The sequence below is a fragment of the Microvirga sp. CF3016 genome (genome assembly GCF_036314085.1).
GTDB lineage: Bacteria > Pseudomonadota > Alphaproteobacteria > Rhizobiales > Beijerinckiaceae > Microvirga.
In genome coordinates, this window is the sequence record NZ_JAYGGM010000008.1 from 121591 (window position 1) to 144489 (window position 22899).

Below are 22899 nucleotides of genomic sequence, written 5' to 3' on the forward strand. Positions count from 1 at the left end.
CGCGCTCATCCGGAGGGCGCTTCCGGTGCTCGCTGAATTCTCCTTCGAGATGCCGCTCCGCGGCTCCTCAGGATGAGATCGGGCTTTGAAGCTCAGACCATTCCGCCAAGCTCTTCCGAGACCGCCTGCAATTCCTTGCCGCCAGCCATGAGGTTCTGCAGCTCGTCGATCTGGATTTCCGACTTCTTGTACGTGCCAAGCGTCTTGCCGCGGTTGAGCACGGTGAATCGGTCGCCTACTGCGTAGGCGTGGCGGACATTGTGCGTGATGAAGATCACGCCGAGACCCTTGCTCCGCACCTGATGGATGTATTTCAGCACCATGGAGGTTTGCGCCACGCCGAGCGCCGAGGTCGGCTCGTCGAGGATCAGCACCTTGGCGCCGAAATAGACTGCCCGCGCAATCGCCACGCATTGGCGCTCGCCGCCCGAGAGCGTGCCGACAGCCTGATGGGGATCGCGCACGTCGATGCCGATCTTGTGCATCTCCTCGCGCGTGACCTCGTCGCAATGGTCGAAATCTACGTTGCGAAACGGCCAGATCCCCTTCACCGGCTCGCGGCCCATGAAGAAGTTGCGCGTGACCGACATCAGCGGGATCATGGCGAGATCCTGGTAGACCGTCGCGATGCCTGCATCGAGCGCATCACGCGGGCTGGCGAAGGCGACCGGCTGGCCGTCGACGAAAAACTCGCCGGAGGTCGGCTTGTGTACGCCGGCGAGCGTCTTGATCAGGGTCGACTTGCCGGCGCCGTTGTCGCCGAGCAGGCACATGACCTCGCCGCGATGGACCGTGAGCGATACACCCGAGAGAGCGATCACCGAGCCGAAATGCTTGACGAGATTGCGGATGTCGATGAGGGGAGTTTCCTTGTCCATCAGCGTTCTCCCGTCACTTTGCGCCGGATGAAGTTGTTGAACAGCACGGCGAGCAGCAGCATGGCGCCGAGGAAGACCTGGAACCAGTCGGAATCGAACCTCGTATAGGTGAGGCCGATGGACACCATGCCGAAGATGATGGCGCCGAAGAAGGCCCCAATGGCCGAGCCGTAGCCGCCGGTCAGCAGGCAGCCGCCGATCACCGCTGCGATGATGGCTTCGAACTCCTTCTGAAAGCCGCGCCTCGCATCGGTCGAGCCCGCATCGAGGACCGTGAGAATGGCCACGAGCGCGGCTGCGCAGGCGGTGAGCATGAAGAGCACAGTCTTCACCCGGTCCACCGGCACGCCCGAATTGCGCGCTGCATTGGCATCGCCGCCAGCGGCAAAGATCCAGTTGCCGGCCCGCGTGCGCAGGAGAAGCCAGGTGGCAACGAGCGCAAAGCCGGCGAACCAGACGATGGACACGGGAACGCCCGTCACGGTCGGCGTGCCGTTCGGGAACTTGGCGATGATGTTCTGCGCTGCGAGCCACGAGAACACGCCTTCGAAGGCAACGCCCGAGAAAAGTTCGCGGATGAGGCCTTCGCCCGCCTGATCGCCGATGCCGCGCATCTGGGTCGATCCGCCGGTTGCCCATTTCAAACCGACGAGCGAGAGACCGCGCAGGATGAACAGGAAGGCGAGCGTGACGATGAAGGACGGAAGCCGCGTGCGGATCACCATCTGGCCGTTCAGGCCGCCGAGCACGGCCGCCACGACGAAGGTCGCCGCGATGGCGAGGAGGAGCGGCCAGCCGCTGAGCGTGATGAAGGCTCCGAAGACGAGGCCGGTGAATGCCACCATGGAGCCGATGGAGAGATCGAACTCGCCGCCGATCATCAGAAGGGCCGCCGCGATGGCGAGAATGCCGAGCTGCGACGCAGGCGAAAGAATGTTCATGATGCCCGCGAGCGTGAACATGGACGCGTCGGCGGTGGAGAGAAAGAAGATCGCGACCAGAACCAAGCCCGCGAGAGCGCCCAGTTCAGGACGCCGCATGATCTTCGTGACGAGGGAGACCTCCCGCAGCCGCTCATCCTGAATTTTTCTGACTGTGGGGGCCTGAGGCAAATCTGCGGTCGGCTGGGTGGTGTTCACCATGGGCGCCTCCCTCGAATGAATGCATGAAAAACAAGGAGTCCGCGGTCGCATTGACCGCGAACTCCAGCAACGATCAGCGGATGCCCTTGGCGGACAGATCGATCACCTGGCTGGCCTTTTCCTTCGTGATCAGGTTCGGGCCGGACGGCACGTTGCCGCCGGGCATGAGGCCGTACTTGGCATAGTTAGCCAGGAACACCACCGGCAGGTAGCCCTGGAGGTATTGCTGCTGGTCAATGGCGAAGACCGCCTCGCCGCTGGCCACCGACTTGAGGAAGCCGGCCGACATGTCGAACGTGGCGACGCGGATGGCGCCTGTCTTGCCGGCCTCTTTCACGGCTGCAACCGAAGGCTCGCCTGCCGTGCCGGCGCCGAGCGCCAGGATCGTGTCGACCGAGGCGTCGGCGGCGACCGCAGCCTTAACCTTGGCGCGCACATCCGCTGGATCGTTCGTGACGGGGAGCACCGTCACCTTGCCGCCGAAGCCTTCCGTGAAGCCTTTGCAGCGCAGATCAAGCGATACGTTGCCGACCTCCTGGTTCACGCACAGCCCGACCTTACCGCCCATTTCCTTGAGCTTGGCTCCAGCGATGCGTCCGGCCTCGATCTCATCCTGACCCACATGCAGCTGCGCGCCGAGCTTCTTCGACACATCGGAGCCTGAGTTCATGGAGATCACCGGAATGCCGGCGGCGACAGCCTTCTGGATCGACGGGCCGAGCGCCGAAGCGTCGGGGATCGAGACGATCAGGCCAGCCGGCTTCTGGTTCACGGCCGCGTCGATCAGTTGCGCCATGGCGACCATGTCGAAGGTCTCAGGCGCCCGATAATCGACCTGGACCTTCATGTCCTGGCCACCGGCCGCCACGCCGTTCTTGACCACCGACCAGAACGGATCGTTGGCCTGACCATGGCTGACGACGATGATGCGGGAATTCTGCTGTGCCGCGGCCGGGGCGGCGGCGGCAAGGGCCAGAGCTGCTGCGGCAGCCAGACCGGTAACGATGGATTTCATGCTCTTCCTCCCAGATGATTCTCACGCGAGCACCGCAACGCCTGTGCGCTGCGGCGAACGCCGCGGCCTTGCCGCTTGCCTTGCGGGGCAGAGAGAAAACAAATGAGCCGAAGGGCGAATCACCGTCCGTACAGCGTTCCCTCTGCCGATCCGATCGTCCGCCGGAACGGAACGTCAGAACCTTTTTGTTTGTATATTGGAATTTTTATTCCATTTTTGTAGGATCGGTGTCAAGGCCGATCTGGCGTCTTGAGGCCTGCAATGGAAACCGAGGACAGCATGGGCGCGGAAGCGATGGTGACGGAGGCCCCGGACGATTACGATGGCCTTCGCATGCTCCTGCTCAGCCGCCGCGAGTCGATGCCCAAGCGCCTGAAACAGCTCGCCGCCTTCGCCCTCGAGCATCCCGAAGACGTGGCCTTCGGGACGGTCGCAGGCATTGCCGAGCACGCCGGGGTGCAGCCCTCCACTCTGGTACGGTTCGCCAAGAGTCTCGGCTATGACGGCTTCTCCCATCTTCAGCAGATCTTCCGCGACCGCCTGCGGGAGAGATTTCCGGATTACCGGGAGCGGCTCCGCGGCCTGCGTGACGCCGGGGGGCACCATGTTCATGCGGTGTCCCTGCTCGAAGGCTTCACCAATGCCGCAGCCGTTTCCTTGGAGCGCATGCGGGCTTCGGTGCGTCCCGAGGAGCTGTCCCGCGCCATCGAGACGCTGGCCAAGGCGGATACCGTTTATCTCCTGGGCGCCCGGCGGGTGTTCCCGGTCATCGCCTATTGCGCCTATGCTTTCGGAAAGCTTGGCATACGGGCTATCCTCATCGATCATGTCGGCCAGCTCGGCCCCGAGCAGCTCGCCATCGCCACCAAGCGCGATGCGGTCCTTGCGATCAGCTTCACGCCTTATGCACCCGTCACGGCCGATCTCGCGGCGGCTGCCGCGCAACGCGACGTGCCGGTGGTCGCCATCACGGATTCGGCCTTCAGCCCGCTGGTGACGAATGCCGATGTCTGGCTCGAAGTCGCGGAGGCCGATTTCGGCGCTTTCCGGTCGCTCTCCGCGTCCTTTGCTCTGGCCATGGCCCTCGCCGTCGGTACGGCGGAGAAGCGGGCGGAAGGCTGAAGGAGTTCCACGCCTACTCCCAGATGAAAAAGGGCGCTGCCGCGCCCTTTTTGCTTAGAGCCGCACCGGCTTCCCACTCTGAGCCGATGTCGTCGCGGCATCCGCAAGACGCTGCGCCATGAGCCCGTCGCGTCCGGTCGGATTGCACGGCTTTCCGTCGCGGATGGCGTTCAGGAACGTGCTGAGCTCGTCGCGATAGGCTTCGGCATAGCGCTCCAGGAAAAAGTCCTGCACCGGGTCGGCGGTGATGCCCGAGGCGTTGGCGACCTCCACGGTCGTGCGATGGATGTTGCCGGCGCGGATCATTCCCTTGGAGCCGTGGACTTCGATGCGCTGGTCGTAGCCGTAGGTGGCGCGGCGGGAATTGGAGATCTGCACGATCTTGCCTTTGGCGGTCTTCAGCATGACGGCGGCGGTGTCGACGTCGCCCGCCTGACCGATCGCGGGATCGACGAGAGAGGATCCCACCGCATGGACTTCCACCGGCTCGTCGTCGAGGAGCAGGAAGCGAGCCATATCGAGATCGTGGATCATCATGTCGCGGAAGAGACCGCCGGAGGTGGCGATGTAGCTGACCGGAGGCGGGCCGGGATCGCGGGAGAGGATCGTGACGAGCTCCACGTCCCCCACCTCGCCGTCGGCAAGACGGCGACGCAGCGACGCGAAATTCGGATCGAAGCGGCGGTTGAACCCGATCATCAACGGCGTGCCCGCCTTTTCCACCGTGGCGAGGCAGGTTTCGATGCGCTCGCTCGACAGATCGACCGGCTTCTCGCAGAACACCGCCTTGCCGGCGCGCGCGCCACGCTCGATCAGGTCGGCATGGGTCGTGGTCGGCGTGCAGACGAGGATGGCGTCCACATCCGAGCGCTCGACGATCTCTTCTAGCGGCGCGACCTCAGCGCCCGTCGCGGCCGCCAGCTCCTGTGCGGAGGGGGCATGCGGATCAGCCACCGCCACGAGCCGAGCATCGGGATGACCGGCGGCGTTGCGTCCGTGAATCCGGCCGATGCGGCCTGCTCCCAAAACAGCGATTCTGATCATGTCTCCCTCGATCCTTTGCCGGCTCACGGCGGATTTGGAATTGATATTCCAGTGTAAGATGCTAATAGAATAAACGTTCTATAACGACAAGAGCCGAGCGCGGCTCTCACGCGGTTTATCAAGACCGGGAGCGGGAGGAATAGCATGAAGCCAGCCCTGGATGTGATCACCATCGGGCGCGCCTCGGTCGACCTCTACGGCCAGCAGGTGGGCGGACGGCTGGAGGACATGGCCTCCTTCTCCAAAGCCGTCGGTGGATGCCCGGCCAATATCGCCATCGGAACCGCGAGGCTTGGCCTGAAATCGGGTTTCGTGACCCGTGTCGGCGACGAGGCCATGGGCCGCTTCATCCGCGAGCAGATGGAGCGCGAGGGTGTCTCGACGACAGGTATTGTCACAGACAGGGAGAGGCTGACGGCCCTCGTGATCCTTGGCGTGCGGGATGAGAGCTCCTTCCCTCTGATCTTCTATCGCGACAATTGCGCCGATATGGCTCTGAGCGAGAGCGACATCGACGAGAGCTTCATCGCGTCCGCCGGCGCCGTCGTCGTCACCGGCACGCATTTTTCACGTGAAACAACGGCCGCTGCGCAGTTGAAGGCCATCCGCATCGCCAGGGCGAACGGCCGCAAGGTGGTGTTCGACGTGGATTACCGCCCGAATCTCTGGGGCCTTCTCGGCCATGGCGCCGGCGAATCGCGTTATGTACGCTCCGACGCGGTCACGGAACATCTGAAGCCGATCCTCGCCGATTGCGATCTCATCGTCGGCACCGAGGAGGAATTGCACATTGCAGGCGGGTCCGAGGACACCCTGACTGCCATTCGGGCGATCCGGGCGATCTCCAAGGCGACCATCGTGTGCAAGCGAGGCCCCATGGGCTGCGTGGTGTTTCCCGACGCCATTCCGAATTCGCTCGATGACGGTGTCAAGGGGCCCGGCTTCCCGGTCGAGGTCTACAACGTGCTCGGCGCCGGCGACGCCTTCCTGTCCGGTTTTCTGCGCGGGTGGCTCAAAGGCGAGCCGCTCGAGACCTGCTGTGCCTATGCCAATGCCAGCGGTGCCTTCGCGGTGTCGCGGCTGCTCTGCTCCCCCGAGATCCCAACCTTCCCGGAGCTGCAGCATTTCCTGAAGACCGGCAGCCGCCACAAGGCGCTGCGCTTCGACGAGACCATCAACCACATCCATTGGGCGACGACCCGCCGGCCCCAGAGCGACACGCTCATGGCGCTCGCCATCGACCACCGCATGCAGCTGGAAGTGATGGCGAAGGAGATCGGCGCGCCTGTCGAGCGCATCCCTGATTTCAAGGTGCTCGCCGTCGAGGCTGCGGCGCGGGTGGCGGATGGACGCTCGGGCTTCGGCATGCTGATCGACGGAACCTATGGCCGCGAAGCGCTGTTTCGCGCCGCCGATCACCCGTTCTGGATCGGCCGCCCGGTGGAGCTGCCCGGCTCCCGTCCGCTCGACTTCGAGGGCGGCGGCTCGCTCGGCGCCAAGCTCGTGGAATGGCCGGTGGGGCACACCATCAAGTGCCTGTGCTTCTACCACCCGGACGACCCGCCGGAGCTGAAGCAGCGACAGGAGCGTGAGCTCCTGCGCCTGCACGATGCCGCGCGCCGCATTGGCCGGGAGCTGCTGGTGGAGATCATCGCGGGCAAGCATGGGCCTCTCAAACCAGATACGGTCGCCGGCATCCTGCAGCGTCTCTATGACCTCGGCATCAGGCCCGACTGGTGGAAGCTCGAGCCACAGCAGGACGAAGCGGCCTGGCATGCGATCGGCGAGGTGATCACCCGGAACGACACATACTGCCGCGGGATCGTGCTGCTCGGTCTCGAAGCGCCAGAGAACGAGCTGGAGGCCGCCTTTGCCGCCGCCGCCAAGGAGCCGCAGGTGAAGGGCTTCGCGGTTGGGCGCACCATCTTCAATGATGCGGCGCGACGCTGGCTCAAGAGCGAGATTTCGGACGAAGCTGCCGTCAGCGACATGGCCTCGCGCTTCCAGCGCCTCGTCGATGCCTGGCAACGGGTCTCGGCCCGCGCGAAAGCGGCCTAATACCAAGGGCGGAGCCTGTGGAAGGCTCCGAACTCTTTTCATGAATGGGAAAACCTGAAATCCCTGCGACGCCCTTCGAGAGGAACACGCATGAGCACGATCCGCCTGACCATGGCGCAAGCCGTTGCCCGATTCCTGACAGCCCAGAAGACGGAGATCGATGGACGATTGCTGCCGCTCTTCGGCGGCGTCTGGGCCATCTTCGGCCACGGGAACGTGGCCGGCATGGGCGAGGCGCTGCACGGCGTGCGCGACCAGCTTCCCACCTATCGGGCGCATAACGAGCAGGGCATGGCCCATGCGGCGATCGCTTTCGCCAAGGCCTCCCGGCGGCGGCGCATGATGGCCTGCACCACTTCCATCGGCCCGGGCGCCACCAACATGGTGACGGCCGCCGCCGTCGCCCACGTGAACCGCCTGCCGGTGCTGCTCCTCCCCGGCGACGTCTTCGCCAATCGCAGGCCCGATCCCGTGCTGCAGCAGATCGAAAGCTTTGCCGACGGCACGGTCTCGGCAAATGACTGCTTCCGGCCGGTCTCCCGCTATTTCGACCGCATCACGCGCCCTGAGCAGATCATCCCGGCGCTGCAGCGCGCCATGACCGTGCTCACGGACCCGGCCGAATGCGGCCCTGTGACCCTTGCACTCTGCCAGGACACGCAGACCGAAGCCTATGACTACCCGGAGAGCTTCTTTGCGGAAAAGATCTGGGTGCCGCGCCGCATCCGCCCGGACGAGACGGAACTTGCGCAGGCCGCCGATCTCATCCGCAATGCCAAGAAGCCGTTCATCGTCGCGGGCGGCGGCGTACTCTATTCGAACGCCGAGACGGTTCTGGCGGATTTCGCACAAGAACACGGCCTGTTCGTGGGGGAAACGCAGGCCGGCAAATCGAGCCTCCCGCATGATCATGCATCTTGCCTCGGCGCAGTCGGTGTGACCGGGACGGGCGCAGCCAATGCGCTCGCCGAAGACGCCGATGTGGTGATCGCAGTCGGCACGCGTCTTCAGGATTTCACCACCGGATCCTGGGCGCTGTTCAAGAATCCGGACCGGCGTATCGTCGGCCTCAACGTGCAGGCGTTCGACGCCACCAAGCACAACGCGGCCCCGCTCGTGGCCGATGCCCGCGTGGGCCTGGAGGAATTGAGCCGTGCCCTCGCCGGTTGGAAGGCGCCTGAGGCCTGGACGGCAAGAGCGCAGGACGAGAAGGCACGCTGGTTCGAGACCGCAGCCCGTTACACGGACCCGACCAACGCGGAGCTTCCATCCGACGCCCAGGTGATCGGCGCGGTGCAGCGCACAGCCTCGCCGACCGACGTGGTGGTCTGCGCAGCGGGTGGCCTGCCGGGCGAGCTGCACAAGCACTGGAAGGCCAGCACCGCATTGGGCTACCACATGGAATACGGCTATTCCTGCATGGGATACGAGATCGCAGGCGGGCTGGGCGTGAAGATGGCGGATCCGTCCCGCGAGGTGATCGTCATGGTGGGCGACGGCTCCTACCTCATGATGAACTCGGAACTCGCCACCTCCGTGATGCTCGGGCAGAAGCTCACAATCGTGCTGCTCGACAATCGCGGCTATGGCTGCATCAACCGTCTTCAGCGCGCGACGGGCGGCGAAAGCTTCAACAATCTCCTGCAGCACACCAACCACGTGACCCTGTCTGACATCGACTTCGCGGCCCATGCGGCGAGCCTTGGCGCGCAGTCCGTCAAGGTGAAGGGCATCGGTGAGCTGGAGGATGCACTCAGCGAAGCCCGCAGTGCGGACCGCAGCACCGTCATCGTCATCGACACCGATCCCCTCGCCTCGACCGATGCCGGCGGCCATTGGTGGGATGTGGCGGTGCCGGAAGTTTCGACGCGCGAGCAGGTGAAGTCCGCTCGCAAGGATTATGAAACGGCCCTGGCCGCACAGCGCGTGGGCGATTGATCAGGACAAAGGAAAACAGACATGACGATCCGCATCGGGGCCAATCCCATCGGCTGGTCCAACGACGACATGCCGGAGCTCGGCGGCGAAACACCGCTGGAAGTATGCCTGGCCGAGGCCAAGGAAGCCGGTTTCGAGGGCATGGAGCTCGGCAACAAGTTCCCCCGCGAGCCGGAAGCACTGAAGAAGGCGCTGGCGCCCTTTGGTCTGGCCTGCGTGTCGGGCTGGTATTCCGCCGAATTGTTGCGGCGTGATGCCGATGCGGAGATGAAGGCGTTGCGGCCGCATCTCGATCTCCTCAAGAGCATGGGCTCGAACGTGCTCGTCTTCGCCGAGACCTCGAATGCCATCCACGGCGACCGCTCCAAGCCCTTGTCGCAGCGTCCCGTCCTGCAGGCAGGCGACTGGGCCGAGTTCGGCCGCCGCATCACCGAGTTGGCTGAACGAACTCTCCAGGAAGGCGTGCGTGTGGTCTATCACCACCACATGGGCACCATCGTGGAGTCGGAGGCCGATATCGATGCCTTCATGCGCTCGACCGGCGAGGCCGTGCATCTCCTGCTCGACACGGGACACGCGACCTGGGGCGGCGCGGATCCGGCAGCGCTCGCCCGCCGCTACCGTGATCGCATCAGCCATGTGCACACCAAGGACGTGCGCAAGGACGTGATGGAGAAATCGCGGGCGCAGGGCTGGAGCTTCCTCGATTCGGTCATCGAAGGCGTCTATACGGTGCCGGGTGACGGCATGGTGGACTTCGTCTCCGTGTTCAAGGAACTGCCGGGCTATAACGGCTGGGTGGTGATCGAAGCGGAACAGGATCCGAAAAAGGCGCATCCACTGACCTATGCCAAGATGGGATACGCCAATCTCACCCGGTACCTCAAGGAAGCCGGCCTGCGATAAGGGAGAGATGCGATGTCGAAGCTCCTCGTGAAACCGTCGAAGCCGGACGCCCAAGGGCGCATCCATACCATCACGCCGGAATCCGCCGGCTGGACTTATGTGGGGTTCGAGGTCTACCAGCTAAGGGCCGGACAGAGCTTGCAGCAGGAGACGGCTAACCGGGAAGCCTGCATCGTCCTGCTGTCGGGCAAGGCGCACGTGGCAGCCGCGGGGCAGGATTTCGGCGTGATCGGCGGACGCTCCTCGCCGTTCGAGGCGGATCCGTGGTCGCTCTATGCGCCTGCCCGCTCCGAATGGTCGCTCCAAGCGCAAACCGATTGCGAGATCGCTGTCTGCACGGCTCCCGCGGACGGAAAGCTCCCCGCCCGTGTGATCCGTCCCGACCAGGTCGGTCAGGAGACGCGCGGCCAGGGCACCAACACGCGCCATGTGCGCAACATCCTGCCGGAAACCGAAGCCGCGGAGAGCCTGCTCGTGGTCGAGGTCATCACGCCCTCGGGCCACTGGTCGAGCTATCCGCCGCACAAGCACGACCGGGACATGCTGCCGAACGAATCCCTGCTCGAGGAGACCTATTACCACCGTCTGAACCCGCCTTCCGGCTTTGCGCTCCAGCGGGTCTATACCGACGACCGTTCCCTCGACGAGACGCTGGCTGCAAGCAACGGCGACGTGGTGCTGGTGCCCAAGGGCTATCACCCGGTGGGCGCGCCGCATGGCTATGAACTCTATTATCTGAACGTGATGGCGGGCCCGAAGCGGATCTGGAAGTTCCACAACGATCCGGATCACGAATGGATGCTGGCGAAAGCTTGATCCTGCCGCGCGCTTCAGGCATGAGGCGAACGGAACACCTTCAGAGGCCTCATGTCCTGGTCCGATCTCGCCTCGCGCGCCTTCAAGACCGTGATTGCGCTCGTCGGCGCCATCGTGATGGATTACGCGTTCCTGAACGGCCGCATGACGCGCCAAGCCGTGACGGGAATCGAGCGCATGGCGGCCGACGCGCCGGTTCTCATCGACCGGCTGGTCACGAGCGCCCTCAGCATCAAATGGGATCGCTGACCGCACGACAGCTTTGGACTTCGGAACGGAACGGCCACGGTGCCGTTCTTCCCATGGCTTCACCTCTCGCCGCGATATCATGACGAACCTTCTGCGCATCCTTCTGGCCATCCTGCTCCCGCCCGTCGGCGTGTTCTTCACCGTCGGCTTGGGTGGACAGTTCTGGCTCAACATTCTCCTGACGATCCTGGGCTACATTCCGGGCATCGTTCATGCCGTCTGGATCATCGCGCGTCGGACGCCTTGAAAGGGCGACGGACAGTCCGGTGTGAACTACCAGCGTCCCTCTTCCATCGCCCGGTCCGTGCGGCCAGGCCTCGGCCGCTCCACGGGCCAACCATACTCGCGCCGCGGATAATAGGATTGTCCGTAATAGCGGTTTGGAGCATAGCGGTAGGCGCGATAGGCCGGACGATGGCGATAGCGCTCTCGAACATAGGGTCGGCGACGCACGGGCCGGGCATCCTCATAATAGTCGCCGGGCTCATACCAGCCAGGGCCATAGGGGCCGTTCACCATGCCGTTGCGCCAAGTTCCCGTGCTTTCGCCAGCCTGCGCCGGAAGTGATGCGAATGTGGCTGCTCCGGAAAGCACCGCTGCGAGAAGACCAACTTTCAAGATGTGCGAAGAAAACATCAAAATCTCCGGCAGCCCACAACTATAGGGCAACGTCGCCAAGCTGAGCCTCGTTCCCGAGGAAGCCTTCACGAGATTGGCACGCAGCAGATGACGCGCGGATGAATACTTGTTTTCTGGATCGTTCAGCTTTCGTCCTGGTGCTGCAGCGCACATGATGCGACGGATCCCCTGAACGGAGTGGAGACCGGATCGTTTTCACTTTGTGGATACGGCATTGCCGGATCTGAAACGGAAAGACGACGATCATGACTGTTTTCGACCCCATCTCCGGCAAACACGTCCTGATTGACCTGTCGGAAAAGCCACGCAATGCGCGCGGGATTGCTGGCTTTGACGAGGGATTCTTGCCTGACCGCCAGGAATCATCGATTGCCTGCAAACCGGAGCCGCATGCCGGGGTCAGCATTCGGCCAAGGCCGAGCCGCGGAAGCTGATGTTCTGAAGTGGGAATGGCGCACCCGACACGATTCGAACGTGTGACCTTTGCCTTCGGAGGGCAACGCTCTATCCAGCTGAGCTACGGGTGCTTGAGGCGGTGGGCCTGCTCTTTCCCTACCCGATTACGGCCGTGAGGGCAACCTCCGCCGGCGGGATCCCGCCAATGCTCTGTCCATCCGTGTGGAAGCTGCGCCAGTGCCTGGAACCCCACACCTTCCTCACCAGATCGAAGGCTTCGGGATCACCGGAGCTACGCATGCGAGGCCCGCGAGGCGCGATGCCTCAGCCAGGCGGCAGCACGAGGGCGAGATCAGCCTCGCTGAGCAGGTGATAGTGTCCCGGTTCGAGATCTTCCGGCAGAGCTAGCCGGCCAATCCGATCGCGGTGGAGAGCCGTGACGTGGTTGCCGACTGCGGCGAACATGCGCCGGACCTGATGATAGCGGCCCTCCGTCAGGATCAGAAAGGCGCTGGTGCGGTCGATCACCTCCAGTTGGGCCGGCAGAAGGGGCTTGTCCTCGTTCTCAAGCATCAAGGTCCCGGCTGCGAAGATCTGGGCCTCGTCGCCACGTAAAGGCCGGTCGAGATTCACCCGGTAGCGCTTGGGAATGTTTGCGCGGGGCGAGATGATCCGGTGCAGCAGATTGCCGTCGTCGGTCATGAGCAGAAGTCCTGAGGTTTCCTTGTCCAGCCGCCCGATCGTGGAGATGGCCGGGTCGCGCCGACGCCAGCGTTCCGGCAGCAGGCTGTAGACCAGGGGGCCGGCCTCCTTGTGCGAGCAGGTGACGCCCAACGGCTTGTGCAGCATCAGCGCCAGGCCGGGCGGCGGATCGAGCGGCTTGCCCTGAACGCGCATCCGCTCCGGGAGATCGCGCGTCACGGCGATGCGTCGATCGGAATGCTCGATCTCAGCCCCATCCAATGTGACCAGACCTGCATCGACCAGGGACTGGACCTCGCGGCGCGAGCCGTAGCCCATATTGGCGAGAAGCCGATCGAGGCGGAGCGTTGGAACCTTGCTCATCTGAGGGCCTCGTAGATCTTGTAGCCGCTAGCCTCGACCTTCGGCGTCACGCGCTTGAACAGGCTCGTCAGCACGGCCTCATAGGGCAGGTGACGATTGGCCACGAGCCAGAGGACGCCGCCCGGCCGGAGGGCCTCAGCGGCCTGGCGGATGAAGGCCTGGCCCAGGCTCTGGTCCTCGGCGCCTCCGTCGTGGAACGGAGGATTCATCACCACGAAGTCGAGCCCCTTCAGTCCCGTGCCGCTGCGGATGTCGGCCCAGCGCACCTGTGCCCGCGGATCGTCGACATTCCGCGCCGCCATCTCGACGGCACGGCGGTCGATATCGATCATGGCCAGATGCTCCACCTGAGGGGAGGCCAGAATCGCGTGGGCGAGAATGCCGATGCCGCAGCCGAGATCGGCGCCTCGACCGCTGAAAGGGGGCAGGGTCTGCTCCAGCAGGGCACTGCCGGGATCGAGGCGGTTCCAGCTGAACACGCCAGGCCAGGTCCAGAGGCCCAAGGCTTCGTCGACACGAGGGCTGCCCTCGGCCAGAGCCTCCTCCAGGCCCATCGGAAGCTCGGGCCGCGCGACGGTGCAGATGCGGTGATGGCGGCGCGAGGTCTCGGCGACCGCGCAGCCGAACCCTTTGAGCTCTTTGGCGATTCGCGAACCACCCTTGTCCTTGGGCGCAAGAACCGTCAGGGACGCGCCGGGCGCGAGTGCTCGCAGGGCCAATGCGATGGTGTAGCGCCGCTCCACCGTACCAGGCGGGGCCAGGATGATCATGAGGCTGAGAGATCCCTCCTCCTGGCCTTCAAGCCGTCCGGAACCGGGGATCAGCGGCGAGAACTGAATGGCCCCGACTGGGACCTCGGCCAGTTCGGCCGGGGGCGTGCCGTAGACGCCGCTTGGTTTCATGTCTTGCAAAATAACCGAGTCCACACTGAACGGGGGCGTTCTTATTATGCCGCGCCCCGAAAGGGTAGTCTCAATGGCCTCGAGCGGGGCGGGTTGCACCGACGGCGCGGATTTCCGATTCTCCGACCGCGCGCTGGGCGCCGCTCACAGTGTCCCGGATCCGGTAACCCAGCTCACCGCTGCTGTTCTCCGGCATCAGACGAATAACCTCATAGGTGCCGTTCGTGCGATCGGCGAAATGTGTGGCAGCGGCATGAACCAATTGGCCCATGGAAAACTTGTGGCTCACGAAAACCTCCTTGGACAAAAAGCAAAAAGCCGCTCCAGGGGAGCGGCTTTGCAGGCGGCACGGAATGCCAAGCCTGATTCAATCGGCATTACGCCGTCTGAATGTTGTTGACGGCGACCTTGCCGGAGCGGCGGTCCTCTGCGGTGTCGAAGGAGACCTTCTGGCCCTCGCGCAGGCCGCGGATGCCGGCGCGCTCGAGCGCGGTGGCGTGGACGAACACGTCCTTGCTGCCGTCGTCCGGCTGGATGAAGCCGAAGCCTTTTTGATCGTTGTAGAACTTAACGGTGCCCGTGATCATGGGAGTATCCTTGGTAAGGCTTGAAGTGCACGTGAGCAAAAAGGGGGCAAAGCACGACCTCTCGCTCGGGTTCGTCGATGTTTGGGAAGAGGGTCTGAACGTGCGCCTGGAAGACCAAGGCGTAACGGCCCGATTGTCCGGCCAAATGTCGATAAGGGCTATCTAGGCGACCCTTGCGGCAAATACAAGGCAGGATCGCAGAAAACGAGCCAGCCGCTTCAGTATTTCAACCGCAGGGCTTGAACGCTCCGCCCCCCGTCCGCGCAGACGATCCGGGCGCGCGGGCAGTAGGATGCATAGACCGGCGTCGGGCAATAGGTCTGCATGAAGCTCTCATCGATGGCGCAGGTCACGTGAACCCGGTAGGAGCCCTGCGGACCACGCGGCGCGTCGTGCAGCACGGAATAGCCGAGCCCCTGGTCGGCGAGCCGCGAGATGGCACGCCCGGGCTGGAGCCGGGCGGCTTCGAACCGGCTGACTGTCGCCACATCCGCTGCCAGGGCTGCCGACCCCATCAGACCGGTTGCCAGCGCGATTCCCGTCAATACCTGCCTCATGCGGCGCCTCACGTCGATCCATGAATGGTAGGCCGTGCGCAACCCGATTCGCCGGGACAGCAAGGACCTGCCGAGGATAATGCAAAGCTGCCCTCTAGGATCCATCACGCGCATCTGCACGAAAGGTTAACCACACCATCGTCTGGCGGGTAGCGGTTCCGAGACTTTAAGCAAGCAGTAGGATCTCGTGCCCGATAAACACGGCCTGTTGTGAAGCGTGAACTGACCAGGATCCCATGAACCACATCCATCTCGCTGAGGGTATGCGGCTTCGTTTTCCGGCGCGGAGCGCCGATTTCGACCAGGGTGTCGAGATCGGCATCGTGGCAGCGCTGATGAGCCAGGATCTGATGGAATTCACCCGAAGGATCTCCAACGACAATCTGGGCCAGGTGCGCGCCCTCGTGGAGCAGTTCGGCTACCGCCTCGTCGAAGGCCCGGCCGACGGGGAGTTCGTGGAACTCAACTTCTACAGCCGCACGGCCCGCCCGCGCCTGCGCGTCGTCCATTCCGGGGCCTGATATCCATCAGGCTGAAAATCGCTTCTGCATGGCGCGGACGCGTTCGCGATAGGCCGTGTAGAAGCCGCTCATGGCAATGAGACAGGCTCCCGTGATCGTCCAGGAATCCGGCAGCGAGCCGAAGGCCAGGTAGCCGAGCGTACCGGCCCAGATCAGCTGAACATAGGAAAACGGCGCGATCAGCGAGGCATTGCCGTGGCGGTAGGCCAGAACTACGCACCAATGGCCGATGGCGAACAGGATGCCCATGCAAAGGCCGAGGGCAATTTCGGTCCCGTTCGGCGTTACCCAGTGGAAGGGCATGAGCGCGCTCAGCACGATGCTGCCGACCGACGCCGAATAGACGAGCGTCGTAAGAGCCTGATCGCCCGTGATCTTGCGGGTCACCACGGCCCCGACGGCCCAGCTCGACGCGCTGATGATCGGCAGGAAAGCCGCAGGCTGAAAGGCGCCCGTGCCGGGCCGCACGACGATCATGACCCCGATCAATCCGACGGCCGCCGCGGACCAGCGCCGCCAGCCGACGGACTCGCCGAGAAAAAGCACAGAAAGCGCCATGATCAGGATCGGGGAGACGAAGAAGATCGCGGTCGCATCGGCCACGGGCAAATGGGGCAGGCTCTGGATGAACATGATCGAGGAGCCGACCATGCCCAATCCTCTGAGCACCTGAAGGCTCGGCCGCTGCGAGCGCAACAGGGCAGGACCGCCCTTCATCAGAACGACCGGGATGATGACGAGTGCAAAGACGACGTAACGCATCCAGGCCACCTCCGGCGGCGGCAAGGTCGAGGCGAGTTGCTTGGTGATGACGTCCGCTACGGAAAACACGACCGTGGAGGCGATCAAGAACAGGATGCCCCGCAGCGGAGAGGCCGGCGCGCTCGGTGATGGGACCGGGGCCTCGGTCTTCCTGGCAACGGGGGCGGAGGTCATGAAGAGCTCAAAAAAGAGGCTCGCGCGGGGAGCAACGAGCCTGAGGGTCTCAAGTTGGGAGGATATGAGTTTGCATAAAATACTGTTTAGTCGCGCAGAGAAGTGCAAAGACGGCACATATTCCATGCTTTACGCGAATGGATAGGTCGATCGACTGGCTGACTCTTGCGCCTTAAGCATGGAATCTTGGAGGTCGCCGAGCTTTGGATGGGCCTGTCGAGACCTGCCGATCGCGCAGGCATGCGGAATAAGTACATGCAGGATCACGTGCCGGAGACTCCAAGCCGTCTGGCGAGCGGGACGCCCGCCTTTCACCGGTTGAACCTGGCCCTGTTCGCCGCCGGCTTCTCGACCTTCGCCATCCTCTATTGCGTCCAGCCCCTGCTGCCGGAATTCTCGCAGGAATTCCACGTCAGCGCGGCCGTCAGCAGCCTGTCCCTGTCGCTGTCGACCGGCTTTCTGGCCGTGGCGATGCTGGTGGCAGGATCCCTGTCGGACGTCTGGGGGCGCAAGCCCGTCATGGTGGCCTCGCTCTTCGCCTCGGCGCTCCTGACCCTTCTGTCCGCCGCAGCCCCGAACTGGTCCAGCCTGCTCGTCGCCCGCATGCTGATCGGCATCACCCTGAGCGGCCTTCCCGCCGTCGCCATGGCCTATGTGAGCGAGGAAGTGGACACAAAGTCCATTGGCCTCGCCATGGGGCTCTTCATCGGCGGCAACGCGGTGGGCGGCATGGCCGGGCGGATCATCAGCGGCGTGCTGACGGATCTCGGGTCCTGGCGGCTTGCCATCGGTCTAATCGGGGTCGTGGGACTGGCCTCGGCCGTGGCAGCCTTGCGAAGCCTGCCCGCCTCGGCCCATTTCCAGCCACGCCCGGCTCATCCGGCGGAGCTGCTGCGCTCCCTCGGCGAGCACCTGCGGGATCCGGGTCTGCGGGCCCTGTTCGCGGAAGCCTTCCTCCTGATGGGCGGGTTCGTGACGGTCTACAACTATCTCGGCTATCGCCTGACGGAGGCGCCCTATTCATTGAGCCAGAGCACCATCGGGGCGATCTTCTCCGCCTATCTGATCGGCACTGCAAGCTCCGCCTGGATCGGCGCCTTGGCCGGACGGCTGGGCCGCAGGCGGGTTCTGTGGGCGATGATCGCGATCATGCTCGCTGGCGTCGCGCTGACGCTCTTCCACCATCTCGCGCTCATTCTGGCTGGCATCGTCGCAGTCACCTTCGGCTTCTTCGGCGCCCATTCCGTCGCCAGCAGCTGGGTCGGCAACAGAGCCCTGACCGGAAAGGCTCAGGCCTCGGCCCTGTACCTGTTCTGTTACTATATCGGCTCCAGCGCCGTCGGCACCTTGGGCGGCGTGTTCTGGGCCCATGGGGGTTGGTTCGGCGTCTCGGCTCTCGTGACCTCTTTGCTGGTGGTGGCGCTGGCCATCGCCCTCTGGCTCATGACTCTCCCGCCACTGAAAACCAATCAGTCTGCCCAATAAGGAAACGGCCGCCGCAAAGCAATCAAGCCATAGATTATTTGCGTCTAATTTAGTTAACAACTAAATTGTAATAATATCAACAGATGTCAATTGCATAGATGGACTTGATACTGAGGCTATACCTGAGAAATCGACACTGATTATATCGTCTTAATGTTGCCCCATTAGCCTCCATTTTGCAGCCTATCGATAACAATCAAGGGAATGCATTGTGGATCAACGTAAGGTCACGCTCGCGCTCGCAGGTCTTTTCATCTCCGGATCGGCGGTCTTCTTGTCTCCGGCCGCTTATGCGGAACCTGACACATCGTCCAGCAAGGTCATTCAGAGCGGCCGCGCTTCCTGGTACGGACCGGGCTTTCACGGCCGGCGGACGGCGAGCGGCGAAACCTTCAACACCAACGATCTCACCGCCGCCCATCGCACCCTGCCCTTCGGCACCAAGGTCCGGGTCGTGAACAAGAAGACTGGCAAGTCGGTGGTAGTTCGTATCAATGACCGTGGTCCCTATGCCCATGGCCGTGTCATCGACCTGTCAAAAGCCTCAGCGCAGGCCATCGGCATCTCCGGCGTCGGCTCCGTGGACGTGGCCCAGATGTAATGCGGCTTTCGATCCCTCTGCCTTTTTCATCACGTATTTATAGTGAAACTTAGCCTTTGCGGACCGCCTTGGCAGGAGCATCCCTGCCAGGGCGGTTCATGGAACCGAGACGCCGCTCACCCGCTTTTCCCTCGTCACCCTTGTCTCGCGAGGAGGCCATTCGGAAACGCATGCAGATCGACCGGTCGCTGACTTCGATCACCACTCTCCTGACGCTGCTCATGGCCGCGGCCCCCATGACCATGGCGCAGACGGGACGGACCTGGATTGATCCTCCGGCCGAAGGCGGAGCAGTGCCGGCGCCGGCACCCAAGCCGCAGACCCCAGCGCCCGCGAGTCCTCCGCCGCAGGCCGCGACACCGGCCCCTGCTCCCGCGGCCCCGCCGGTCCAGGCGGCGCAGCCCCAGGCACCCGTCGCCAAGCCGGACGCGTCCCCGGTCCGCCAGGCCGAGCAGCCACCCGCAGCCGCTCCATTGTCTCCCGCCGCGACGGCTGAGCCGCTGAAGGATCCCGATGCGGAGAAGCGCAGTGCCCGCGCCTCCGTGGCCAAGAATTTTGCCGTCGACTACCTTGAATCCTGGTCGGCCTCCAACGACGTCGCGCTCGAAGCTACGGCCGCCTTCTACGCACCCCGCATTCTCTTCCACGGCCGCGAGGTGACCATGCAGCGGCTGTTCAACGAGAAGCGCCGCTTCGCGCAGCGCTGGCCCGAGCGCAACTACCGTCCCCGTCAGGATGCGATCGGAACCGTGTGCAATCCGGCCGGCGAGGTCTGCACGGTGCATGCGGTGTTCGACTTCACCGCCTCCCATCCCAAGCGGCGGCGCGTCTCCCAGGGCACCGGGGCCCTTCAACTCATCGTTCACTTCATCGGCGACAAGCCGGTCATCGTCGCGGAACACAGCACGCTGCTCGGTCAGGAGCGCTAGCAAAATCTTGCCCAGGAGGGTGCCTTGCATGATTGATGATTCCGTCACCCACGACACCAAGGCGGATCCGCGCCGCAACTGGACCCGGATGCGGGACAGGATGCGCGAGACCATCCATACGGAGCTCGACAGGTTTCATCCCACCGACGACGCCCGTCGCGCGCTCGAGCTGATCATCGAATCCTCCGTACGACCCTCCGAAGCGGAGGGCGCGCTGAAGCTCACCGTCATCGATCATGAGGGCAAGCCCCGGACGATCGAGAGGGACGGTCAGGGAGCCGAGTTCACGCTGCACGACCTCCTGGACGAACTGCGGGTGAAATATCCGGTGCTGTTCCGACCGGCGAAGCCCGACGGGGCACCCCATGCGCAGGCGGAGGAACCGTCCCGGCCGCGCGAGGCACCGAAGCGTGACTGGCTCACCCTCGATGCCGGCAAGCCGCAGCCGGCCTCTGAACCGCTCCGCCCGCCGGGGGAATCTCCCGCGGTTCCTCATGAGCAGGAGGCCCGGCTGCCGAAGGCGGAATGGCCGCGCAAGACACTCGAGACCCTCAAAGCCGCCGTCACGCCCGACCGCACCTCCGCCGACCGATCGGACGATCGTCCCGTTGCGGTCGCAGAAGAGCATGAGCGCAACGTCTTCGGCGACATGCGTACACGCTCCTGGAAACGGCCGGCTCTGGCGCTCAGCGCGGTCGCCGTCCTCGCCCTCCTGGGCGTCGGCGCCTTCCTGTTCCAGGGCGACGATGCGGCAGCGCCTCAGGCCCGCGCCGCGGCCCCTACGGCCGCGGCCGGGCCGATCCGGGAACCGGAGCCGGTGGCGACGGGCTCGACAGGCTCCCTGGGATCGCTGCGCGGCGTTCCGGACGTGATCGATACGGCAACACTGTCGCTGAATGGGGAAGTGGTGCGCCTGTTCGGCGTCGAGTGGGCTCCCGGAGGCGGCAAGCCCGAGGACCTGACCCAGTATCTCAACGGCCGCGAAGTGTCCTGCGACCAGGTGAGCTCGAACGACGTCTATCGGTGCCAGGTGGGCGGGCAGGATCTGTCCCGCGTGGTGCTGTTCAACGGCGGCGGGCGGCCCACGGACGATGCGACGCCGGAACTCAAGGCCGCAGCCGACAAGGCCCGCGAGGCGAAGATCGGCGTCTGGAGCAAGCAGCAGCCATGAGAAAGCGGCCCCTGTCTCGGCAGGAGCCGCTTAGCCAATTGTCATAGAATTTAAGCGCTCGCCCCTGCAGGAGCCGGAATCTCGATCTCGATCTCGAGGGTCGAGATGTCGGAATCCCGGTTCATCTTCACCTGGACGTTGTCCTGCTCGACCATGACGTGGCGGCGGACGACGGCCAGGATCTCTTCCCTGAGTTGGGCCACGAGATCGGGCTTGCCCCCGACGATGCCGCGTTCGTGCGCCAGCAGGATCTGCAGGCGCTCCCGCGCGACGGGCGCGGATGTGCGCCGGTTGAAGAAACTCAAAAGGCTCATGCAGCCCTCCGTCCGAACAACTTGCCGAACAGCCCCTTCTTGTCGGTCGGGATGGTGAGTTCGACGGTTTCGCCCTTGAGCCGGCGCACGGCATCGAAATAGGCCCGACCCGGGGCGCTGGCCGGATTGTTCAGGGTGACCGGCGAACCGACATTCGAGGCGCGCAAGACCTCTTCGCTCTCGGGGATGATGCCGATCAGCGGAATGGAGAGGATCTCCAGCACATCCTCGACCTTGAGCATCTCGCCGCGCTCGGCGCGGGCGGGATCGTAGCGGGTGAGCAGCAGGTGCTTCTCGATGCGCTCGCCCTTCTCGGCCCGTTCCGTCTTGGAATCGAGGAGGCCGATGATGCGGTCGGAGTCGCGGACCGAGGACACTTCCGGGTTCGTCACGACGACGGCGACATCCGCGTGCCGCATGGCCATGGTGGCGCCGCGCTCGATGCCGGCCGGGCTGTCGCAGATGATCCAGTCGAACTTTTCGCGCAGCTCGTTGAGCACCCGGGCCACGCCCTCTTCCGTCAGCGCATCCTTGTCGCGGGTCTGCGAAGCCGGGAGCAGCGAGAGGTTCTCCATGCGCTTGTCGCGGATGAGAGCCTGGTTGAGCTTCGCATCGCCCTGAACCACGTTGATCAGGTCGAACACCACGCGGCGCTCGGCTCCCATCACGAGGTCCAGGTTGCGCAGGCCGACATCGAAGTCGATGACGACGACCTTGTCGCCGCCATGCGCCAGCGCCGCGCCCAGAGCTGCCGAAGACGTTGTCTTGCCAACGCCACCCTTGCCGGAAGTTACGACCAAGACTTTGGCCATTGTCGCCCTCTTTCTCTCAATCCATTGTTTTCAGGATGATCGAATCGCCATCCAGGTTCACTTGCACAGGCTGACCGAGGAACTTGCCCCCCAGATCGTCAGCGGTCTTGTAGAGGCCGTCGATCGCAATCAATTCGGCTTCAAATTTCCGGCAGAAAATGCGGGCGCGGCCATTGCCCGTGCATCCGGCGATGGCGCGGCCGCGCAGGGTACCATAGACGTGAATCGAACCGCCTGCGACGATCTCCGATCCGGACGCGACGGAGCCCAGCACCGTCACGTCGCCTTCGGGATGCAGGATCGATTGTCCCGACCGCACCGAGCCTTCGATGAGAAGCGACTTTTCCGGCACGGGCGCATCGCCGAAGGGCGTTCCGGCCGCGGCGACGGCCGCGTTGGCGGCATCCGGCACGTCGATTTCACCCGTGGGCTTGCCGCCGGCGATCGGCGGGGGCATGTCGGCATCGACGTTCTCGGGAGCCGCGCCCTCGAGGCCGATGATGCGGATGTTGCGCATCTTGAACGCGGCCAGGAGGAATTTCAGCTCGGACTTGGAGGGCTTCAACGATGAGACGTCAGCAATGATGGGCCGCCCGGTGAAGAAGCCGGGTGAGCGTTCCGACACGGCATCGAGATCTTCGAGCCAGTCCCTCAGCGGCACTTCGGGCGCGAGGACCAGGGCCATGAAGGACCTGCCACGGAAGCGAAGAGATGGACGGTTGCGAACGGCAATGGTCACGGGGGTTCAGATTCCTTTAATTCCCCATGATTTCGACCGCTTATGGTTAACGGACGGTTAAAAGTGCCGCCAGGCGC

At 64.1% G+C, this 22899-nt stretch carries 27 protein-coding genes and 1 tRNA gene; 13 read left to right on the plus strand and 15 right to left on the minus strand.

The window, feature by feature from the left end; translation table 11 throughout:
• Positions 1-92 precede the first annotated feature (92 nt).
• The 3 genes from VB672_RS13635 to VB672_RS13645 form a co-directional block, all read right to left on the minus strand.
• Positions 93-878, minus strand: a complete 786-nt coding sequence (locus VB672_RS13635; protein ID WP_442932033.1) for an ATP-binding cassette domain-containing protein — start codon at positions 876-878, stop codon at positions 93-95.
• On the minus strand, positions 878-2020 hold the full coding sequence (locus tag VB672_RS13640; RefSeq protein WP_329784742.1) for an ABC transporter permease: 1143 nt from the start codon (positions 2018-2020) through the stop codon (positions 878-880). Before VB672_RS13640 ends, VB672_RS13635 begins: the two co-directional genes overlap by 1 nt.
• A 73-nt stretch (positions 2021-2093) precedes the next feature.
• Positions 2094-3035 carry a sugar ABC transporter substrate-binding protein gene (locus tag VB672_RS13645; RefSeq protein ID WP_329784743.1) on the minus strand — a complete coding sequence of 314 codons (942 nt, stop codon included), beginning with the start codon at positions 3033-3035 and terminating at the stop codon, positions 2094-2096.
• A gap of 261 nt (positions 3036-3296) precedes the next feature.
• On the opposite strand from VB672_RS13645, the gene VB672_RS13650 reads away from it, so the two are divergent.
• Positions 3297-4157, plus strand: coding sequence for a MurR/RpiR family transcriptional regulator (locus tag VB672_RS13650; RefSeq protein WP_329784744.1), 861 nt, complete (start codon positions 3297-3299; stop codon positions 4155-4157).
• 54 nt (positions 4158-4211) lie between these two features.
• Here VB672_RS13650 and iolG read toward each other — a convergent pair whose 3' ends face one another.
• Positions 4212-5201: an inositol 2-dehydrogenase gene (gene iolG, locus VB672_RS13655; RefSeq protein WP_329784745.1), complete on the minus strand. Its 990-nt coding sequence runs from the start codon at positions 5199-5201 to the stop codon at positions 4212-4214.
• Positions 5202-5345: 144 nt separating this feature from the next.
• On the opposite strand from iolG, the gene VB672_RS13660 reads away from it, so the two are divergent.
• The 6 genes from VB672_RS13660 (at position 5346) to VB672_RS13685 (ending at position 11415) form a co-directional block, all read left to right on the plus strand.
• Positions 5346-7259 (plus strand): bifunctional 5-dehydro-2-deoxygluconokinase/5-dehydro-2-deoxyphosphogluconate aldolase, encoded by a 1914-nt coding sequence (locus VB672_RS13660; RefSeq protein WP_329784746.1) that lies wholly within the window; start codon positions 5346-5348, stop codon positions 7257-7259.
• Between the two features lie 90 nt (positions 7260-7349).
• Positions 7350-9197 carry a 3D-(3,5/4)-trihydroxycyclohexane-1,2-dione acylhydrolase (decyclizing) gene (gene iolD, locus VB672_RS13665; RefSeq protein ID WP_329784747.1) on the plus strand — a complete coding sequence of 616 codons (1848 nt, stop codon included), beginning with the start codon at positions 7350-7352 and terminating at the stop codon, positions 9195-9197.
• A gap of 21 nt (positions 9198-9218) precedes the next feature.
• A complete protein-coding gene (gene iolE, locus VB672_RS13670; RefSeq protein WP_329784748.1) occupies positions 9219-10103 on the plus strand; it encodes a myo-inosose-2 dehydratase in 885 nt (294 codons plus the stop codon).
• 12 nt (positions 10104-10115) lie between these two features.
• Positions 10116-10919 carry a 5-deoxy-glucuronate isomerase gene (gene iolB, locus VB672_RS13675; RefSeq protein WP_329784749.1) on the plus strand — a complete coding sequence of 268 codons (804 nt, stop codon included), beginning with the start codon at positions 10116-10118 and terminating at the stop codon, positions 10917-10919.
• A gap of 51 nt (positions 10920-10970) precedes the next feature.
• Positions 10971-11168 carry a hypothetical protein gene (locus VB672_RS13680; RefSeq protein ID WP_329784750.1) on the plus strand — a complete coding sequence of 66 codons (198 nt, stop codon included), beginning with the start codon at positions 10971-10973 and terminating at the stop codon, positions 11166-11168.
• 79 nt (positions 11169-11247) lie between these two features.
• The gene (locus tag VB672_RS13685; RefSeq protein WP_329784751.1) at positions 11248-11415 is read left to right on the plus strand and encodes a YqaE/Pmp3 family membrane protein; all 168 of its coding nucleotides are present in this window, start codon (positions 11248-11250) and stop codon (positions 11413-11415) included.
• A 26-nt stretch (positions 11416-11441) separates the two neighbouring features.
• On the opposite strand, the gene VB672_RS13690 is transcribed toward VB672_RS13685, so the two are convergent.
• On the minus strand, positions 11442-11804 hold the full coding sequence (locus VB672_RS13690) for a hypothetical protein (protein ID WP_329784752.1): 363 nt from the start codon (positions 11802-11804) through the stop codon (positions 11442-11444).
• Positions 11805-12052: 248 nt separating this feature from the next.
• Here VB672_RS13690 and VB672_RS13695 point away from each other — a divergent pair, with 248 nt between their 5' ends.
• The gene (locus VB672_RS13695; protein WP_329784753.1) at positions 12053-12241 is read left to right on the plus strand and encodes a hypothetical protein; all 189 of its coding nucleotides are present in this window, start codon (positions 12053-12055) and stop codon (positions 12239-12241) included.
• 16 nt (positions 12242-12257) lie between these two features.
• Here VB672_RS13695 and VB672_RS13700 read toward each other — a convergent pair.
• From VB672_RS13700 to VB672_RS13725, 6 genes are all read right to left on the minus strand, one after another.
• Positions 12258-12334, minus strand: a tRNA-Arg gene (locus VB672_RS13700).
• A gap of 193 nt (positions 12335-12527) precedes the next feature.
• Positions 12528-13268 carry a pseudouridine synthase gene (locus tag VB672_RS13705; protein ID WP_329784754.1) on the minus strand — a complete coding sequence of 247 codons (741 nt, stop codon included), beginning with the start codon at positions 13266-13268 and terminating at the stop codon, positions 12528-12530.
• On the minus strand, positions 13265-14170 hold the full coding sequence (locus tag VB672_RS13710; protein ID WP_329784755.1) for a class I SAM-dependent methyltransferase: 906 nt from the start codon (positions 14168-14170) through the stop codon (positions 13265-13267). The genes VB672_RS13705 and VB672_RS13710 overlap by 4 nt, the downstream gene beginning before the upstream one ends.
• Positions 14171-14240: 70 nt before the next feature.
• A complete protein-coding gene (locus VB672_RS13715) occupies positions 14241-14459 on the minus strand; it encodes a hypothetical protein (protein ID WP_329784756.1) in 219 nt (72 codons plus the stop codon).
• 88 nt (positions 14460-14547) lie between these two features.
• Positions 14548-14757: a cold-shock protein gene (locus tag VB672_RS13720; RefSeq protein ID WP_099509679.1), complete on the minus strand. Its 210-nt coding sequence runs from the start codon at positions 14755-14757 to the stop codon at positions 14548-14550.
• Between the two features lie 218 nt (positions 14758-14975).
• Positions 14976-15314, minus strand: coding sequence for a hypothetical protein (locus VB672_RS13725; protein WP_329784757.1), 339 nt, complete (start codon positions 15312-15314; stop codon positions 14976-14978).
• 236 nt (positions 15315-15550) lie between these two features.
• On the opposite strand from VB672_RS13725, the gene VB672_RS13730 reads away from it, so the two are divergent.
• A complete protein-coding gene (locus tag VB672_RS13730; RefSeq protein WP_329784758.1) occupies positions 15551-15835 on the plus strand; it encodes a hypothetical protein in 285 nt (94 codons plus the stop codon).
• 6 nt (positions 15836-15841) lie between these two features.
• On the opposite strand, the gene VB672_RS13735 is transcribed toward VB672_RS13730, so the two are convergent.
• On the minus strand, positions 15842-16771 hold the full coding sequence (locus tag VB672_RS13735) for a DMT family transporter (RefSeq protein ID WP_329784759.1): 930 nt from the start codon (positions 16769-16771) through the stop codon (positions 15842-15844).
• 240 nt (positions 16772-17011) lie between these two features.
• Between VB672_RS13735 and VB672_RS13740 the strand changes: the two genes are divergently transcribed.
• From VB672_RS13740 to VB672_RS13755, 4 genes are all read left to right on the plus strand, one after another.
• The gene (locus VB672_RS13740) at positions 17012-18256 is read left to right on the plus strand and encodes an MFS transporter (protein ID WP_329784760.1); all 1245 of its coding nucleotides are present in this window, start codon (positions 17012-17014) and stop codon (positions 18254-18256) included.
• Positions 18257-18530: 274 nt separating this feature from the next.
• Positions 18531-18857, plus strand: coding sequence for a septal ring lytic transglycosylase RlpA family protein (locus VB672_RS13745; protein ID WP_329784870.1), 327 nt, complete (start codon positions 18531-18533; stop codon positions 18855-18857).
• Positions 18858-19027: 170 nt separating this feature from the next.
• Positions 19028-19786, plus strand: a complete 759-nt coding sequence (locus tag VB672_RS13750) for a hypothetical protein (protein WP_329784761.1) — start codon at positions 19028-19030, stop codon at positions 19784-19786.
• A 28-nt stretch (positions 19787-19814) separates the two neighbouring features.
• The gene (locus VB672_RS13755; protein ID WP_329784762.1) at positions 19815-20957 is read left to right on the plus strand and encodes a thermonuclease family protein; all 1143 of its coding nucleotides are present in this window, start codon (positions 19815-19817) and stop codon (positions 20955-20957) included.
• Between the two features lie 50 nt (positions 20958-21007).
• On the opposite strand, the gene minE is transcribed toward VB672_RS13755, so the two are convergent.
• From minE to minC, 3 genes are read right to left on the minus strand one after another with little or no spacing between them, the layout of a single operon-like run.
• Positions 21008-21271, minus strand: coding sequence for a cell division topological specificity factor MinE (gene minE / locus VB672_RS13760; protein WP_329784763.1), 264 nt, complete (start codon positions 21269-21271; stop codon positions 21008-21010).
• Entirely contained in the window at positions 21268-22083 is an 816-nt protein-coding gene (gene minD, locus VB672_RS13765) for a septum site-determining protein MinD (protein ID WP_329784764.1), read from the minus strand. Before minD ends, minE begins: the two co-directional genes overlap by 4 nt.
• A 16-nt stretch (positions 22084-22099) precedes the next feature.
• Positions 22100-22768: a septum site-determining protein MinC gene (gene minC, locus VB672_RS13770; protein ID WP_329784765.1), complete on the minus strand. Its 669-nt coding sequence runs from the start codon at positions 22766-22768 to the stop codon at positions 22100-22102.
• Positions 22769-22899 lie beyond the last annotated feature (131 nt).

Excerpts from the sequence above, each read along its gene's own strand:
- iolB (WP_329784749.1), top strand. The coding sequence starts at position 10,116 with ATGTCGAAGCTCCTCGTGAAACCGTCGAAGCCGGACGCCCAAGGGCGC.
- iolD (WP_329784747.1), top strand. The coding sequence starts at position 7,350 with ATGAGCACGATCCGCCTGACCATGGCGCAAGCCGTTGCCCGATTCCTG.
- VB672_RS13635 (WP_442932033.1), bottom strand. The coding sequence starts at position 878 with ATGGACAAGGAAACTCCCCTCATCGACATCCGCAATCTCGTCAAGCAT.
- VB672_RS13730 (WP_329784758.1), top strand. The coding sequence starts at position 15,551 with ATGAACCACATCCATCTCGCTGAGGGTATGCGGCTTCGTTTTCCGGCG.
- minD (WP_329784764.1), bottom strand. The coding sequence starts at position 22,083 with ATGGCCAAAGTCTTGGTCGTAACTTCCGGCAAGGGTGGCGTTGGCAAG.
- VB672_RS13685 (WP_329784751.1), top strand. The coding sequence starts at position 11,248 with ATGACGAACCTTCTGCGCATCCTTCTGGCCATCCTGCTCCCGCCCGTC.
- VB672_RS13660 (WP_329784746.1), top strand. The coding sequence starts at position 5,346 with ATGAAGCCAGCCCTGGATGTGATCACCATCGGGCGCGCCTCGGTCGAC.
- VB672_RS13705 (WP_329784754.1), bottom strand. The coding sequence starts at position 13,268 with ATGAGCAAGGTTCCAACGCTCCGCCTCGATCGGCTTCTCGCCAATATG.
- VB672_RS13740 (WP_329784760.1), top strand. The coding sequence starts at position 17,012 with ATGCGGAATAAGTACATGCAGGATCACGTGCCGGAGACTCCAAGCCGT.
- minE (WP_329784763.1), bottom strand. The coding sequence starts at position 21,271 with ATGAGCCTTTTGAGTTTCTTCAACCGGCGCACATCCGCGCCCGTCGCG.
- VB672_RS13640 (WP_329784742.1), bottom strand. The coding sequence starts at position 2,020 with ATGGTGAACACCACCCAGCCGACCGCAGATTTGCCTCAGGCCCCCACA.
- VB672_RS13690 (WP_329784752.1), bottom strand. The coding sequence starts at position 11,804 with ATGTTTTCTTCGCACATCTTGAAAGTTGGTCTTCTCGCAGCGGTGCTT.
- VB672_RS13695 (WP_329784753.1), top strand. The coding sequence starts at position 12,053 with ATGACTGTTTTCGACCCCATCTCCGGCAAACACGTCCTGATTGACCTG.
- VB672_RS13735 (WP_329784759.1), bottom strand. The coding sequence starts at position 16,771 with ATGACCTCCGCCCCCGTTGCCAGGAAGACCGAGGCCCCGGTCCCATCA.
- minC (WP_329784765.1), bottom strand. The coding sequence starts at position 22,768 with ATGGCCCTGGTCCTCGCGCCCGAAGTGCCGCTGAGGGACTGGCTCGAA.
- VB672_RS13725 (WP_329784757.1), bottom strand. The coding sequence starts at position 15,314 with ATGAGGCAGGTATTGACGGGAATCGCGCTGGCAACCGGTCTGATGGGG.
- VB672_RS13750 (WP_329784761.1), top strand. The coding sequence starts at position 19,028 with ATGCAGATCGACCGGTCGCTGACTTCGATCACCACTCTCCTGACGCTG.
- iolE (WP_329784748.1), top strand. The coding sequence starts at position 9,219 with ATGACGATCCGCATCGGGGCCAATCCCATCGGCTGGTCCAACGACGAC.
- VB672_RS13680 (WP_329784750.1), top strand. The coding sequence starts at position 10,971 with ATGTCCTGGTCCGATCTCGCCTCGCGCGCCTTCAAGACCGTGATTGCG.
- VB672_RS13755 (WP_329784762.1), top strand. The coding sequence starts at position 19,815 with ATGATTGATGATTCCGTCACCCACGACACCAAGGCGGATCCGCGCCGC.
- VB672_RS13720 (WP_099509679.1), bottom strand. The coding sequence starts at position 14,757 with ATGATCACGGGCACCGTTAAGTTCTACAACGATCAAAAAGGCTTCGGC.
- VB672_RS13710 (WP_329784755.1), bottom strand. The coding sequence starts at position 14,170 with ATGAAACCAAGCGGCGTCTACGGCACGCCCCCGGCCGAACTGGCCGAG.
- iolG (WP_329784745.1), bottom strand. The coding sequence starts at position 5,201 with ATGATCAGAATCGCTGTTTTGGGAGCAGGCCGCATCGGCCGGATTCAC.
- VB672_RS13645 (WP_329784743.1), bottom strand. The coding sequence starts at position 3,035 with ATGAAATCCATCGTTACCGGTCTGGCTGCCGCAGCAGCTCTGGCCCTT.
- VB672_RS13650 (WP_329784744.1), top strand. The coding sequence starts at position 3,297 with ATGGAAACCGAGGACAGCATGGGCGCGGAAGCGATGGTGACGGAGGCC.